Here is a 15,687-nt window from a genome sequence, read left to right as displayed (position 1 = left end):
CCGGGCCGGTACGTACCGGGGTCTCACGCCGGGTGGTAGTCCGACGTCCTGCCGTCGCTTTCCGCGGGATGCGGGGTACCGGGGCCGCCGCGCCACGGCGGGGTCGCCGCACGGTGGCCGTCGTGTCCGGAGCGGGCCGCCTTGTCGGCCTGGCGGCGCAGCCGGTCCTGGAGCTGGTCGACGAGTTCGTGGCCGGTGGCTTCCTCAGCGTGCACGACGACGTCACGCCGTCCGACGCGCAGGGCGGCTGTGGCCGACCAGGGACGCTCCGAGTGGTGCGTGGCCGCCTTCGTGATGCGCACCTCGCCGGTGACGGCGGGCAGTCCCGGCCGGGCCACGATGGCGTCGATCTTCGTGCGGGCGTACGCCATGGTCTCCTCGTCCACCTCGCCGTCCGAGCGCAGCAGCACGGTGGGGGTGGTGGCGGGAGCGGTGGTCTGGGTGTCGTTGCTGGTCATGTTGGTTCCTCTTCTGGAGTGCGGTGGGGTCGTCCGGTGTTCAGGCGGCCTGGCAGGGCAGCCCCGGGGCGGGGTCGAAAACTCGTAGCGGATGTGTTCGGCGGGGGCTCCGGCGTCCAGCAGTCGTGCGCGGAGGTCGCGTAGGAAGGGAAGCGGGCCGCACAGGAACACCGCGTAACCGTCGGGCAGTTCGACGTCACCGAGGTTCATCAGGCCCCGTGGACATCGAGTCCCTGCGGGTCGGGGTGCTCGTGCAGAAGACCGCGCGATGCCCGGCAGTTGCCCGACCGTTTCGGTGGGCTCCGTGCGCAGGGTGTGGTCGGCGGGGGAGCGGTCGGCGTGCAGGAGCAGCACCGGGTGGGCGAGACGAGGGCGGTGAGGGGGGCCAGGATGTCGGCCATGGAGGTGCTGCCGATGCCCGAGGAGGCCAGGGCGACCGGGGTGGTGGCGTCGGCCGGGTCGTCGAGGAAGACGCCGAGGGGGCGGAGAGCGTCGGTTCGTCGCCGACGCGGACGTGGTGGTGCAGGAGGGTGGAGACCTCGCCGCGGGCGCGGCGCTTGACTCCGCTGGCCCGGTTGCCGCGGTGCAACATCCCGTCGAGCAGCTCCGGCCGGTCGCGGAACACCGCGCCGTGGAAGCGGGTCGTTGTCTCGTCGAGCGCTCCGGCCACGGCAGGCGGCGTTGCGCGGACCACGGCGGCGGACTCTGCGGACAGCATGAAGCCTCCCTGGAGCAGGCTGATGGGGGATGCAAGGACCCCTGAGGGGGAGAGCCGCATCCGATGAGGGCGGCCGTCCTCTGTGTATCAGTGATCAGGTCGCGTTCCGTCGTCGTTTCGCGGCGCTGGGCGAAGAGGGGCCCATTGGCCCCACTGACTCAGGCGCATCGACCCAACGGGGTGCCGGGAAGCCAGGGCCGAGCGGCGCCGCAGCGTGGTGCGGGGATGCCGCTTGGGCCGATGGGGCCGATCAGCCCCGGACGGGGGACCTGCGGTACCTGCACCCGCGACCTCCCCCGACTCCACTCTGGCATCGCAACCCCGACACAGGAGGTGGACAGCATGTCCCGCAACGTCACCGTGGGCTTCGACGGCTCGGCAGAGAGCCGCACGGCTGCCGAGTGGGCGGCCAGGGAGGCGAAGCTGCGCGGCCTGCCGCTGCGGCTGGTGCACGTCTGGGAGCCCGTTCCGGAGCCCATGGTCGAGGCGCAGGCCCCGCCGCTCGGCGCCGAGAAGCTGCGGCACTGGAGCGAACGGATTCCGCGCGAGACGGGCGAGGGGCTGCGTCGGCGCCACCCCGGCGTGCAGGTGGAGATCGAGCAGGTTCCCGGCAGGCCGATGGACGTCTTGCCGGAGGTGGCGAAGGACACCGAACTGCTGGTCCTCGGCTCGCGTGGGCTGAGCGGGATCGGCGGGTTCCTCGTCGGGTCCGTGGGCGCGGCCGTGATCGCGCACACCGGCACCCCCGTCGTCCTGGTGCGGACCGGGGAACAGGCCGCCGACGAGCACGAGATGGACCCCGCCGGCATTCCGTCCGCCGCCACCCCGTACCGGCCCGTCGTGCTCGGCCTCGACACCGCCCACCCCGACGACACGGTGATCGCCTTCGCGTTCGAGGCGGCCGCCCTCCGCGACACCGCACTGCGGGTCGTGCACGGCTGGAACCTCCCGCCCTACTTCGCCTACGGCCTGCCCGCCGACGCCGAGCTGAACGCCACACTCGGCCGGCACGAAGCCGCCGCCCTCGCCGCGGTGCTGCGGCCCTGGCGGCAGAAGTACCCGGACGTCGAGGTCGTCGAGGAGTCCCCGTCCGGCAGCCCTGCCCATTACGTCATCGACGCCTCCCGCGAAGCGTCCCTGGTCGTCGTAGGACGCCGGGTCCGCCGCAGCACGTTCGGCGTCCACATCGGCCCCGTCACGCACGCGGTACTGCACCACGCCGCCGCCCCCGTCGCCGTCGTCGCGCACGACTGACCGTGCCGTCGAAAGGAGTGGAGAACATGAACACAGCGAACGAGAACGCAGTGGGCGAGCGAGCCCTCGGCGGGCCCCTGGTCGTGGGCGTCGACGGTTCCGAGCCGAGCCTGCGCGCCGCCGACTGGGCGTCCGACGAGGCGGCCCTGCGCGGGGTGCCACTACGGGTGGTGTACGCCTGCCTTTGGGACCGGTACGAGGGTGCCGCGCTCGCCCGGGACATCGGCGAACCGACCGAACTGCCCCTACCCCAGGACGTGGTGGGCGCCGCCGCCGAGCGGGTACGCGCCCGGCACCCCGGCCTGCGGGTCACCGCCGACGTGGTGTTCGAGGAGCCGGAGTACGCCCTGGTCCGCGCTGCCCGGAACGCCTCCGCGCTGGTCGTGGGCACCCGCGGTCGCAGCGGCCTTGCCGAGATGCTGCTCGGCTCCGTCAGTCTGACCGTCGCCGCCCACGCCGACTGCCCGGTGATCGTGTTGCGCGGCAGCCACGACAACCAGGCGACGCCCCCGGTGCACGGGCGGATCGTCGTGGGCGTAGGCGAGGACGCGAAGGGGTCGGCGGCGGTTCGCTTCGCCGCCGAGGAGGCGCGGTGGCGCGGGGTGCCTCTGGAGGCCGTACGGGCATGGCGCTGCCCCGTGCACGAGCCCGGCGGCTATCCCCTGATGCTCGGCGAACCCACCCGCCAGTACGAGGAGCGGGCCGTCGAGGAACTCGAAGGGGCGCTGCAGGACCTCCCGGCGGACGTCGAGGTGCGCCGGCGCACCGTCGAGGGCCATGCCCGCCGGGCGTTGGTGGACGCCTCGCACAGTGCTGACCTCCTGGTCGTCGGCGCCAGTCGGCGCGAGGGGCACCTCGGGCTCCAGCTCGGCCGTACCGCCCACGCGGTGCTCCACCACTCCGCCTGCCCCGTCGCGATCGTGCCGCACCGGGAGTACGACGCCTGACCGGTGTCTCAAGGCTCGCCGCGTGATCGGTGCCTCAGGTCCGCAGATCGCGGCGGGCGCTCGTAGCCGGTTGACGGGGGCCGCTCAGGAAGTTCCGGCACCGGGGGCGACACCTCGTGATCCGGCAGACGGGTCCTATGGTCCGATGTTGGTCGATGTGCCGTGCTGTCCGGCGGTGTGGTCGGCAGACCGGCCCGAGTGGCTCCCGCCCGCCCGGAGGGGCCGGGCGGGCCCGTCGATCGCCGTGTGGCGCGGGTCGTTCTCTGGTGTGGCCGGGACCGATGGCCCCTCACTCCCTGGTCTCGTGCCACTCAGGATGGAGAGACGCAGAACCGCTGTACCAGGCGAAGGACGGGTTGGCTGATGAACCCCAACGACGGCTTCCACGAACTCGGGCGGCAGGAGTGCCTGCGGCGGCTGGCCAAGGTGCCCGTCGGCCGCATCGTGTACACGCGCCAGGCCCTGCCCGCCGTGCTGCCGGTGAACTTCGGCATGGACGGCGACGGCGCCGTCCTGCTGTGCACCTCCGCCGTCTCGGAGCTGGTTTGCGCGATCGACGGCGCGGTGGTCGCCTTCGAAGCCGACGACGTCGACGCGGTCCGCCACGCCGGCTGGAGCGTCGTCGTCACGGGCACGGCCACGGTGGTGACCGACCCCGCCGAGATCGAACGCCTGGCCCGCACCGGGCCGGTCTCCTGGGTGCCCTCACCGCAGGAGGTATTCGTCCGCATCGAGCCCGAACTGGTCACCGGGCGAGAACTCGTCGGCGGACGCTCCCTCTACGGGGTGGATCTCACCGTCTGAGCATCCCCTCTCCTCCTCCTGTTCCCTCCCGTCCGGTCGGGCCGGGACCGGCCGGCCCGACAACACGTGGGCCGTCCGGCGTGTGGACGGGCTCAGTAGGCCCTTGCCCCGGAGGGGCCGTGGACGACGAGCATCTGGCTGTGGAGCAGCCGCGGGATCGACAGCACGGTCGCCGACGGCGAACTCGACCACGGTCCTCGGTCCGCACAAGGGCCGATATCCCGCGAACGGAGAGATGAGGAGAAGGACCATGACTATCGGTCATGTGGCCGTCGGTGTGGACGGCTCGCTGGTCGCCGTACGGGCGCTGGACCGGGCCGCCGATGAGGCGGCGGGCCGCGGCACCGCGTTGCGCATCGTGTACGCCGTGGCCGACCGCGACGAGGCGGGGCCGGTTCTGGCGTCGGCTGCCTCCCGGGTTCAGGGGCGTCATCCCGGTCTGTCGGTGGAGACCAGGGCCGTGGAGGGCGGCGCCGTGCGGGCACTGGCCTCGGAGAGCGAGGGCGCGGCGCTCACCGTCGTGGGCACCCGTGGGTTCGGCAGTGTCAGTGGCCTGCTGGCGGGCTCGGTGAGCTGGCGCCTGACCGCGCACACGCACGGTCCGCTGCTGATCGTCCGCGGGGATCACCCCTGCGGCCGGGGCGGCGAGGTACTGCTCGGCCTGGAGAGCGACGCCGATACGGCCGCAGCCGCCTACGCCTTCCGGGAAGCGGCACGACGCGGGACTCGGCTGCGCGTCCTGCACGCGTCGACGCACCGGCACACCACCCCCGAACTGCCCTCTCTGGTGGCCGCGACGAGCCCCGGCCAGGAGCGCCAGGCCAGAAACGACCGGGCGGAAGTGGCCGTGCCGCGATTCAGCGTCGCCCGGCTGCGTGAGGAGTACCCCGAGGTCGAGGTCGACAGCCGTACGGTCCGCACGGGACCGGCCCACGCCGTGCTGGCGGGTACCCGCGAGGCCGACGTCGTGGTCATCGGCATGCGCCGGCGCGCCGGCCGGATCGGTCCGCAGATCGGCCCGGTCGGCCATGTCCTGCTGCATCACTCCCACTGCCCCGTGGTGCTGGTGCCGACCACTTGACGCCCGCCGCCGGGCCACGCGGATGGCCCGGTCGGCCCTGTCGGGTGCCCGGCTGGGTGGGGGAGTGTGGGGAGGCACGGACCCCCCTGCACCTCCGACCGCCCCGACCCGGAAGGGAACCCTTGATGTCCGTCGATACACCGCAGTCGTCCGCCCCTCCCCCAGCCTCCGGCCAGGGGGACCCTCATCTCGCTGCGCTCACCGAGGACGAGCTGAGGACGCTGGATGCCCACTGGCGGGCCGCGAACTACCTGTCCGTCGGTCAGATCTACCTCATGGCGAACCCCCTGCTGACCGAGCCGCTGCGTCCTGAGCACGTCAAACCGCGGCTGCTCGGCCACTGGGGCACCTCGCCCGGGCTGAACCTGGTCCACACGCATCTCAACCGCGTCATCAAGGCCCGCGGCCAGGACGCCTTGTGCATCTGGGGGCCCGGTCACGGCGGCCCCGCGGTCCTCGCCAACTCCTGGCTGGAGGGCACCTACAGCGAGACCTACCCCGACATCACCCGGGACGCGGTCGGCATGGAGAGGCTGTTCAGGCAGTTCTCCTTCCCCGGCGGCGTGCCCAGCCACGTGGCCCCCGAGACACCCGGCTCGATCCACGAGGGAGGCGAGCTGGGCTACGCGCTCTCCCACGCCTACGGCGCCGCCCTCGACAATCCGGAGCTGCTCGTCGCCTGTGTGATCGGCGACGGCGAGGCGGAGACCGGCCCGCTGGCCGCCTCCTGGCACTCCAACAAGTTCCTCGACCCCGTCTACGACGGCGCCGTCCTGCCGATCCTCCACCTCAACGGCTACAAGATCGCCAACCCGACGGTGCTGTCCCGCCTGCCCGACAGTGAACTTGACGCCCTGCTGCGGGGATACGGCCACATCCCGATCCACGTCAGCGGCGACGACCCGATGACGGTGCACCGGGCGATGGCCGCCGCGATGGACGACGCGCTGGACCGCATCGCGCTCCTGCAGCGCAGCGCGCGCGAAGACGGCGTGTCCGAGCGGTCGCACTGGCCGGTGATCGTGCTCCGCACACCGAAGGGCTGGACCGGCCCGGCGGAGGTCGACGGGCTGCCGGTGGAGGGAACTTGGCGCTCCCACCAGGTGCCGCTGGCCGCCGTACGGGACAACCCGCAGCATCTGCGACAGCTGGAGACATGGCTGCGCTCGTACAAGCCGGAAGAACTCTTCGACGCGCAGGGCAGCCCCCGCGAGCAGGTGCTGTCTTGCGTCCCGGAAGGCTCCCGGCGCCTGGGCGCCACCCCGCACGCCAATGGCGGCCTGCAGTTGCGGGAACTGCCGCTGCCCCCACTGGATCGCTACGCCGTGCCCGTCGACAAGCCCGGCGCGACCCTGCACGAACCGACCCGTGTCCTCGGCGATCTGCTGGAACACGTCATGCACGCCACCCGCGAGCGGCGTGACTTCCGCCTCGTGGGACCGGACGAGACCGCCTCCAACCGCCTCCAGGCCGTCTTCGGCGCCAGCGGCAAGGCGTGGCAGGCACAGACCCTTCCCGTCGACGAGCATCTGGACCGGCACGGCCGGGTGATGGAGATCCTGTCCGAACACACCTGCCAGGGCTGGCTGGAGGGATATCTGCTGACCGGCCGGCACGGGCTGTTCTCCTGCTACGAGGCGTTCGTCCACATCGTCGACTCCATGGTCAACCAGCACATCAAGTGGCTGCGCGTCACCCGCCGCCTGCCCTGGCGCGCTCCCATCGCCTCCCTCAACTACCTGCTCACCTCGCACGTGTGGAGGCAGGACCACAACGGCTTCTCCCACCAGGACCCCGGCTTCGTCGACCACATCCTCAACAAGAGCCCGGAAGCGGTACGGGTCTACCTGCCGCCGGACGCCAACACGCTGCTGTCGGTGGCCGATCACGCGCTGCGCAGCAAGGACTACGTGAACGTGATCGTGGCGGGCAAGCAGCCCTGCTTCGACTGGCTGTCGATGGAACAGGCGAAGGTGCACTGCGCCCGTGGCGCGGGGATCTGGGAGTGGGCGGGGACGGAGAACGGGCGGGAGCCGGACGTCGTACTGGCCTGCGCGGGCGACGTGCCCACCCAGGAGGTCCTGGCCGCCTCCCAGCTGCTGCGCCGACACTTGCCCGACATCGCCGTCCGCGTCGTGAACGTCGTCGACATCGCCCGGCTGCTGCCCAGCGAGGAACACCCGCACGGCATGAGCGACTTCGAGTACGACGGCCTGTTCACCACCGACAAGCCGGTGATCTTCGCCTACCACGGCTACCCATGGCTCATCCACCGCCTTGCCTACCGCCGCACCGGCCACAAGAACCTCCACGTGCGCGGCTACAAGGAGATCGGGACGACGACCACGCCGTTCGACATGGTCGTCGGCAACGATCTCGACCGCTACCGGCTGGTCATGGACGTCATCGACCGTGTGCCCGGCCTGGCGGTGCGCGCCGCGGCCGTACGCCAGCGGATGGAGGACACCCGGCTGCGCCACGCCGAGTGGATCCGCGTCCACGGCGTCGACCTGCCGGAGGTCGCCGACTGGTCCTGGGACGGCTGAACCTGATGCCAAGAGTTCCCGGGCAGCGGGACGTTCGGCCCGCTGCCCGGGGCCTTGCAGCCCCTCCGACGGACGTGAGTGACGCGGGACATTGGAGACACCACGAGAAGTCGACCCGCATCCTGTGCGTCACAGCCCTCGAAAGGGATGAGCATCATGGCAGTGCACAACCACCCCCACCGGCACCTGGGACTCCGCTTCCCGTCCCTGCGTCGAAGCGGGACGGCGCCCGCGTCCGGTGAGGTGACGACCGCGGCGGCGACGGCCACCCAGGCGTACGCCTTCGCCGGTCTGCGCCTGCTGACCGGGTTCGTCTTCCTGTGGGCGTTCCTGGACAAGACCTTCGGCTTCGGCTACGCCACCCAGTCCGGCAACGGTTGGATCGACGGCGGCTCACCCACCAAGGGCTTCCTGAGTCGTGTGGCCGTCGGGCCGATGGAGTCCACCTTCCACGACTGGGCGGGGGCCGCCTGGGCCGACTGGCTGTTCATGCTCGGCCTGCTCGGCATCGGTCTCGCCCTGGTCGCCGGCATCGGCCTGCGGCTCGCGGCGGTCGCCGGCACGCTGATGATGGCGCTGATGTGGATCGCGGAGTGGCCGCCCGCCCGGCACCTGTCCGACGGGTCGGCCAGTATGTCGACCAACCCGTTCGCCGACTACCACCTCATCTACGCCGTCGTCCTCATCGCCCTCGCGGCCGCGGGCGCCGGCGCTACCTGGGGCCTGGGCAAGGCATGGGCACGGCTGCCCTTCGTCAGCCGCAACCGCTGGCTCCTGTGAAGGTCGGACACTCCTCTGACCGGGGCGCCTCCGCTTGCCGGCGGGGGTGCCCCGGTTGCCTGTGCTCCCGCGAGGCGGCGCACGGTGGGTCTTGTCCAGGCGAGGCGACGAGAAGCGGAGCCCTGGTCCTGCAGGGACCTACGGCCCGGCACGAGAGGGACGAGTGGAGCGCCCCAGGTGCGCCGAGAAGCCCTCTCCGGGGGTGTCGCGAGCGACGAGTATCAAAGTCGAACACCAAGAGTGAAGAACTTCCACGGGCAGAGTGAGGGAGAGACCGGCGATGAAGGCAACGGCGACAGCTGGACCCCGGACGGCGACCGAGCCATGGCGCGGCTTCGCCGGCACGCACTGGCGGGACCGAGTCGACGTACGCGACTTCATCCAGGCCAACTACACACCCTACGACGGTGACTCCGCGTTCCTGGCCGGCCCGACCGAGCGCACGCTCGCCGTCTGGGGCAAAATCACCGCTCTGTTCCCCGAGGAGCGGCGCCGGGGCATCCTCGACGTCGACACGGGCCTGCCGTCCACCATCACCTCGCACCGGCCGGGCTACATCGACCGCGACCGCGAACTGATCGTCGGCCTGCAGACCGACGCCCCGCTCAAGCGCGCGATCATGCCCAACGGCGGCCTGCGGATGGTCGAGAACGGCCTGAAGGCCTACGGCTACGAGCCCGACCCGTTCGTCACCCGCGTCTTCGGCACCTATCGCAAGACGCACAACGACGGTGTCTTCGACGCGTACACCCCCGAGATGCGGGCCGCTCGCAAGGCCGGGATCATCACCGGTCTGCCGGACGCGTACGGCCGCGGCCGGATCATCGGCGACTACCGGCGCGTCGCGCTCTACGGCACCGACCGGCTGATCCAGGCCAAGCGCGCCGAACGGGCCCGGCTGGACGCCCAGCCGTCCAGCCCGGACGTCATCCGCGACCGCCAGGAACTGGCCGAACAGATCCGGGCGCTGGGCGAACTCGCGCAGATGGCTGCCTCGTACGGCTGCGACGTCTCCCGCCCTGCCGTCACCGCGCACGAGGCGGTGCAGTGGCTCTACCTCGGCTTCCTGGCCGCGGTGAAGGAGCAGAACGGCGCCGCCATGTCGCTCGGCCGCACCTCCTACCTTCCTCGACGTCTACCTCCAACGGGACCTGGACGAGGAGACGATCGACGAGAGTCGCGCCCAGGAGCTGATCGATGACTTCGTGATCAAGCTGCGGATCGTACGGTTCCTGCGTACCCCCGAATACGACGCGCTCTTCTCCGGTGACCCGACCTGGGTGACGGAGTCCATCGGTGGCATCGGCATGGACGGCCGCCCGCTGGTCACCCGCACGTCCTTCCGCTTCCTGCAGACCCTCTACAACCTGGGCCCGGCACCCGAGCCCAACCTCACCGTCCTGTGGTCGCCCGGGCTGCCCGAGGGCTTCAAGCGGTTCTGCGCCCAGCTCTCCATCGACACCAGCGCCATCCAGTACGAGTCCGACGACCTGATGCGCCCGCGCACCGGCGACGACACCGCGATCGCCTGCTGCGTCTCCGCGATGGCCGTCGGCAGGCAGATGCAGTTCTTCGGCGCCCGCGTCAACCTGGCCAAGGCCCTGCTGTACGCGATCAACGGCGGCCGCGACGAGATGACCGGCGAGCAGATCGCCCCGCAGGCGCCCGCGCTGACTCGTGACTACCTGGACTACGAGCAGCTGCGGGCGGCGTACGACCACATGCTCGACTGGCTGGCGGCCACGTACGTCAACGCGCTCAACGTCATCCACTACATGCACGACAAGTACGCCTACGAGCGGATCCAGATGGCGCTGCACGACCATCCGGTGCACCGGTTCATGGCGTGCGGCATCGCCGGACTCTCGGTGGCGGCGGACAGTCTCTCGGCCGTCAAACACGCGCGCGTGAAGGTCATCCGGGACGCGACCGGCCTGGCTGTCGACTACGAGGTCGAGGGCGAGTACCCGGCGTACGGAAACAACGACGACCGGGCCGACGCCATCGCAACCGACCTGGTGAAGTCGTTCATGGCGAAGGTGCGCGAGCACCCCGCGTACCGGGACGCCGAGCACACCCAGTCCGTGCTGACCATCACCTCCAACGTGGTCTACGGCAAGCACACCGGCAACACCCCCGACGGCCGGCGTGCCGAAGCGCCCTTCGCGCCGGGAGCGAACCCGATGAACGGCCGTGACCGGCACGGGGTGGCCGCCTCGGCCCTCTCGGTGGCCAAGCTGCCCTACGAGCAGGCCCGCGACGGCATCTCGCTCACGACGACGATCACGCCCGAGGGCCTCGGCCACGACCCGGCCGAGCGTGCCGCGCACCTGACCGGCATCCTCGACGCCTACATGGCCTCCGGCGGCTTCCACATGAACGTCAACGTCCTGGACCGCGCGACGCTGGAGGACGCCATGGAACACCCGGAGAAGTACCCGGAGCTGACGATCCGGGTCTCCGGATACGCCGTCAACTTCGTCCGTCTGACGCGCGAGCAGCAGCTCGACGTGATCAGCCGCACCTTCCACGGATCGCTGTGAACACCACCGCCGAGCCGGTGGCGGGCCGGATCCACTCCTGGGACCTGTCCACGGGAGTGGACGGTCCCGGGACCCGGTTCGTGCTCTTCCTCTCCGGCTGCCCGCTGCGCTGCCTGTACTGCGCCAACCCGGACACCTGGCACATGCGCGACGGCAATCCGGCCACCGTCGACAAGGTGATGACCGAGATCGAGAAGTACCGGCCCTTCATCACCACCGCAGGCGGGGGAGTGACCCTCACCGGCGGCGAGGCCCTGCTCCAGCCGGCCTTCACGGCCGCGATCTTCCGCCGCTGCAAGGAACTCGGCCTGCACACCGCCCTGCACACCGCCCTGGACACCTCCGGCTTCCTCGGCGCCCGCGCGAGCGACGAACTGCTCGCCGACACCGACCTGGTCCTGCTGGACATCAAGTCCTTCGACATCCGCACCTACCGGAAGCTGACCGGCGGCGACCTCGCCCCCACCCTCACCTTCGCCACCCGCCTGGACCGGCTCGGCGTGCCTGTGTGGATCCGCTACGTTCTCGTCCCCGGCTGGACCGACGACCCGGCGGCCATCGACGGCCTCGGCGCCTTCCTCGCCGGGCTGGGCAACGTCGACCGGGTCGACGTCCTGCCGTTCCACAAGCTCGGCGCCCACAAGTACGACGCGCTGGGCACCCCCTTCCCCCTGCGCGACACACCGACACCGGACGCGGACCTGACGGAGCGGGTGCGGGAGCAGTTCCGGGAGCACGGCCTGCGGGCCCTGTGAACAGAGGCATGTCACGCCCGGGCGAGATACCGGGAAGCCGGTCGAAGGCCGAGCGGCGGTGGCACCCTGGAGGTGCGCGGGTCGGGGACGAAGAACGCGCTCGAGGAGCCAGGGGGAGCACTCGGTGTCGACGCCATCGCTCACCCAGGAGACGGTGACAGCCCTGGTCCACGACGCGACGGCCGCGCCGTCCCTGCACAACGCGCAGCCGGAGGGTTCCGCTGCCTTCTCGGCAGCCGAACCCTCCGGGTGCGCTCGGACCCCCGACGCGCCGCAGCACACCGACCCCCCTGGCCGTGCCTTGCACCTCGGCCGCGGCGCCGCGATGGTGAACCTGCGGGTAGCTGCCGTGCACAGACGGTGGCATGCGCAGACCCGGCTGCTGCCGGACCCTCGGGCCGCCGAGCTGTGGTTGTGAAGGGCCTGTCCAGCTCCTTCGTCACCCGGGCTCTGGAACGGCCCGACCTGCGTCGGCCACTGCGCGGTCCGGTGAGAGGCACCGGGCATGTGCAGACGGTCCTGCGCCTCGGATATGGCCCGTCAGGCCCCGCGACACCCCGTCGTCCCCTACGAGACGTGCCCGACATCGCGCTCTGACCCGTCAGTCGGTGCTCGGTACCAGGGCCCTGACGAGCCACCCTTCTGCAGGCATCGGGGCGTGGCGAAGGCAGCGCGTGGGCGTGGAGGCCGATGCGGCACGACGCGCCTCCGCCATGGTGGTGCGCCTGGGCGCACCACCAGCGATGGGTGCTAGTCGCCGGATCCGTTGACCGAGCCGAAGTAGGCAGCTCGCATGATCTCCGCCATGTCGTCGAGCATGGGCATCCGCGGGTTGGCGGGCGCGCACTGGTCCTCGTAGGCGTTCAGGGCCTGCTGGGGCAGCGCGAGCAGGAAGCTCCGCTCGTCGACGCCGAGCGCCTGGAACGACGGCTCGATGCCCACGGCGTCACGCAGCCGCTCAACAGCCCAGGCGAGGGCCTCCACACCCGCCTGTGGGGTGGCCGCGGGCAGGCCGAGGGCGCGGGCGATGTCCTGGAAGCGTTCGGGAGCGCGGTAGTTCTCGTACTTGGGCCAGCCGGTCAACTTCGTGGGGACGGTGCCGTTGTAGCGGATGACGTGGGGGAGCAGGACGGCGTTGGTGCGGCCGTGGGCGATGTGGAAGGTGGCGCCGAGGGTGTGGGACATGGCGTGGACGATGCCGAGGAAGGCGTTGCCGAAGGCCATGCCCGCGATGGTGCCGGCGTTGTGCATCTTCTCCCGGGCCGCCGCCGACCCCTCGCGGTCGTTGACCGCCGCTTCGAGGTTGTCGAAGATCAGGCGGATCGCGTGCAGTGCGAGGCCGTCGGTGAAGTCGTTGGCGTAGACGGACACGTACGCCTCGATGGCGTGGGTGAGGGCGTCGAAGCCGCTGTCGGCGGCCAGGGCCGGGGGAAGGGCGGTGGTCAGGAGGGGGTCGACGATGGCCACGCTCGGGGTGAGCGCGTAGTCGGCGAGGGGGTACTTCTTGCCGGTGGTCGGGTCGGAGATGACGGCGAACGGGGTGACCTCGGCGCCGGTGCCGGAGGTGGTGGGCACGCAGACCAGGCGGGCGCGTGTGCCCAGTGTGGGGAAGCGGAAGGCGCGCTTGCGGATGTCGGAGAACTTGTGCCGCATGTCGGCGAAGTCGACGTCCGGGTGCTCGTACAGCAGCCACATCACCTTCGCCGCGTCCATGGGCGAACCGCCCCCGAGCGCGATGATCGTGTCCGGGCAGAAGTCCCGCATGAGGCGGGCGCCGTGCTGCACGGAGTCGATGCTGGGTTCAGGTTCGACGTTGTCGATGATCTGCAGCGTCACGGGTTCGGCACGGCGTTTGAGGACGCGGTCGACGCGCTCGACGAAGCCGAGGCGGGTCATGGTGGCGTCGGTGACGATCGTGACGCGGTGGACGTCCGGCATGGAGGTCAGGTAGCGGATGGCCTGCGGCTCGAAGTAGATCTTCGGCGGGATCTTGAACCACTGCAGGTTGTTGCGGCGCGTGCCGACCCGCTTGACGTTCAGGAGCTGGGCGGCGGAGACGTTGTTGGACACCGACGTGCTGCCCCAGGAGCCGCAGCCCAGGGTGAGGGACGGCAGCAGACTGTTGTAGATGCCGCCGATGGCGCCCTGTGAGGAGGGCGCGTTGACGATGATCCGTACGGTCTTGATGCGCCTGCCGTACGCCTCGGCGAGTGCCCGGTCATCGGTGTGGATGACGGCGCTGTGGCCCTGCCCGTGGAAGGCGACCATGTCGGCGGCCAGGTCGAAACCCTGCTGCTCGGAGCCTGCCCGCAGGACGGCGAGGACCGGGCAGAGCTTCTCGCGGGTCAGCGGCTCGTCCGGGCCCACGCGTTCGGCCTCGACCAGGATGAGGGAGGTGCCGGCGGGCACGCTGAAACCGGCCTGTTCGGCGATCCATGCCGGGCTCTGTCCCACGGCCGCCGCGTTGACCTTGGGCTCGCAGCCACCACTCGGAGCGGCCTTGCCGGGCGGGAAGAGGAACGCCTCCAGCTTCGCCTTCTCCTCGGCGGTCGCCAGGTGGGCGTGCAGCGTACGGAACTCCGTCAGAGCCTCGTCGTAGATCTCGTCGTCCAGGATGACGGCCTGTTCGGAGGCGCAGATCATGCCGTTGTCGAACGACTTGGACAACACCAGGTCGTTGACGGCGCGGCGCAGCTTGGCGCTCTTGTGGACGTACGCGGGAACGTTGCCGGCGCCCACGCCAAGCGCGGGCTTGCCGGCCGAGTAGGCGGCCTTGACCATGGCGTTGCCGCCGGTGGCGAGGATCAGCGAGACCCCCGGGTGACGCATGAGCGTGCCGGTCGCCTCGACGGACGGGGTCTCGATCCACTGGACGCACTGCTCCGGCGCGCCCGCGGCGACGGCCGCGTCGCGCACGATCCGGGCCGCCTCGGCGCTGCAGCGCTGGGCCGAGGGGTGGAAGGCGAACACGACCGGGTTGCGGGTCTTCAGCGCCATGAGCGCCTTGAAGATCGTGGTGGAGGTCGGGTTGGTGACCGGAGTGATCGCACACACCACACCCACCGGTTCCGCGATCTCCATCATGTCCTCGATGTCGTCGCGGGCGATGACACCGACGGTCTTCATCTTGCCCATGCTGTCCGTGACGTGCTCGCACGCGAACATGTTCTTGGCGGCCTTGTCCTCGAAGACACCGCGGCCGGTCTCCTCGACCGCGAGCCGCGCGAGCGCGGTGTGCTGATCCAGGGCGGCGACCGACGCCTTCTTCACGATGAGGTCGACCTGCTCCTGCGTCAGGTCCTCGTAGTCGGCGAGCGCCTTGAGCCCGTTCGCGACCAGCCGATCGACGGCGATGGCGGTCTCGGACGGCTCGCCGCTCGGGGCGGCGGGGCGGGTTGGGGCGTCCTGTCGGGCCATGGGGGTCGTGCCTCCGTCGTCGAGGTCGTGGGCCGGAAGACCGGCACGTGCCGTGTGGGAGCGGCACCGCGGGGGATCGGTGCCGCTCCCACCACCACCGTCCCTCGGACGGGAGCCGTCACCCAGAAGTCGAAGGTCCCGGCCGCGGCCCGACCGGGCCGGATCGGCAGGGCCGATCGGCCGGGACAGCGAGATGTGCGGGACCCCGTACCGGGGCGGGCGTTCGCCGGCGCCCGCAGAGCGTCGTCGACGTCCTGGGGGACGGTGGGGGTATGGACGTTCGCCTGGTCCTGGCGCCACGGATCACCCGAGGCCTCCGTACCGCCGGAAAGGACCCGTAGTGTTCGTCTCCGGCGATGGCCCCGACGCGAAGGAGGCCGTCAC

The 15,687-nt window shown here is 71.0% G+C and carries 10 protein-coding genes and 2 pseudogenes; 9 read left to right on the top strand and 3 right to left on the bottom strand.

The window, feature by feature from the left end; genetic code table 11:
• Positions 1–23: 23 nt before the first annotated feature.
• On the bottom strand, positions 24–458 hold the full coding sequence (locus ACFXOM_RS26030; protein WP_384941358.1) for a hypothetical protein: 435 nt from the start codon (positions 456–458) through the stop codon (positions 24–26).
• Positions 459–1,518: 1,060 nt separating this feature from the next.
• Between ACFXOM_RS26030 and ACFXOM_RS26025 the strand changes: the two genes are divergently transcribed.
• A complete protein-coding gene (locus ACFXOM_RS26025) occupies positions 1,519–2,430 on the top strand; it encodes a universal stress protein (protein WP_385039524.1) in 912 nt (303 codons plus the stop codon).
• Positions 2,431–2,456: 26 nt separating this feature from the next.
• The gene (locus ACFXOM_RS26020; RefSeq protein WP_384941354.1) at positions 2,457–3,377 is read left to right on the top strand and encodes a universal stress protein; all 921 of its coding nucleotides are present in this window, start codon (positions 2,457–2,459) and stop codon (positions 3,375–3,377) included.
• Between the two features lie 10 nt (positions 3,378–3,387).
• Here the strand turns inward: ACFXOM_RS26020 and ACFXOM_RS26015 are convergent.
• Positions 3,388–3,505 (bottom strand): annotated as a pseudogene (locus ACFXOM_RS26015) (polyphosphate kinase 2); the annotation flags it as partial.
• A gap of 235 nt (positions 3,506–3,740) precedes the next feature.
• Here ACFXOM_RS26015 and ACFXOM_RS26010 point away from each other — a divergent pair.
• The 7 genes and pseudogenes from ACFXOM_RS26010 to ACFXOM_RS25980 all read left to right on the top strand — a co-directional run bounded on the left by ACFXOM_RS26010 (position 3,741) and on the right by ACFXOM_RS25980 (position 12,304).
• Positions 3,741–4,181, top strand: coding sequence for a pyridoxamine 5'-phosphate oxidase family protein (locus ACFXOM_RS26010; protein ID WP_384941352.1), 441 nt, complete (start codon positions 3,741–3,743; stop codon positions 4,179–4,181).
• 250 nt (positions 4,182–4,431) lie between these two features.
• Positions 4,432–5,262, top strand: coding sequence for a universal stress protein (locus ACFXOM_RS26005; RefSeq protein ID WP_385039521.1), 831 nt, complete (start codon positions 4,432–4,434; stop codon positions 5,260–5,262).
• Between the two features lie 125 nt (positions 5,263–5,387).
• Positions 5,388–7,808: a phosphoketolase gene (locus ACFXOM_RS26000; RefSeq protein ID WP_384941348.1), complete on the top strand. Its 2,421-nt coding sequence runs from the start codon at positions 5,388–5,390 to the stop codon at positions 7,806–7,808.
• 156 nt (positions 7,809–7,964) lie between these two features.
• Positions 7,965–8,588, top strand: a complete 624-nt coding sequence (locus ACFXOM_RS25995; protein WP_384941346.1) for a hypothetical protein — start codon at positions 7,965–7,967, stop codon at positions 8,586–8,588.
• Between the two features lie 280 nt (positions 8,589–8,868).
• Positions 8,869–11,131, top strand: a pseudogene (pflB, locus tag ACFXOM_RS25990) (formate C-acetyltransferase).
• Positions 11,128–11,886 (top strand): pyruvate formate-lyase-activating protein, encoded by a 759-nt coding sequence (gene pflA / locus ACFXOM_RS25985; RefSeq protein ID WP_385039518.1) that lies wholly within the window; start codon positions 11,128–11,130, stop codon positions 11,884–11,886. Before pflB ends, pflA begins: the two are co-directional and overlap by 4 nt.
• Positions 11,887–12,010: 124 nt before the next feature.
• Positions 12,011–12,304 (top strand): hypothetical protein, encoded by a 294-nt coding sequence (locus ACFXOM_RS25980; protein ID WP_384941340.1) that lies wholly within the window; start codon positions 12,011–12,013, stop codon positions 12,302–12,304.
• Between the two features lie 332 nt (positions 12,305–12,636).
• Here ACFXOM_RS25980 and adhE read toward each other — a convergent pair whose 3' ends face one another.
• Positions 12,637–15,303, bottom strand: a complete 2,667-nt coding sequence (gene adhE, locus ACFXOM_RS25975) for a bifunctional acetaldehyde-CoA/alcohol dehydrogenase (protein ID WP_385039515.1) — start codon at positions 15,301–15,303, stop codon at positions 12,637–12,639.
• Between the last annotated feature and the right edge of the window lie 384 nt (positions 15,304–15,687).

This window comes from Streptomyces sp. NPDC059169 (assembly GCF_042755225.1).
In the GTDB taxonomy this organism is placed as follows: Bacteria; Actinomycetota; Actinomycetes; order Streptomycetales; family Streptomycetaceae; genus Streptomyces.
This window is presented reverse-complemented; position numbering and strand designations above follow the sequence as displayed.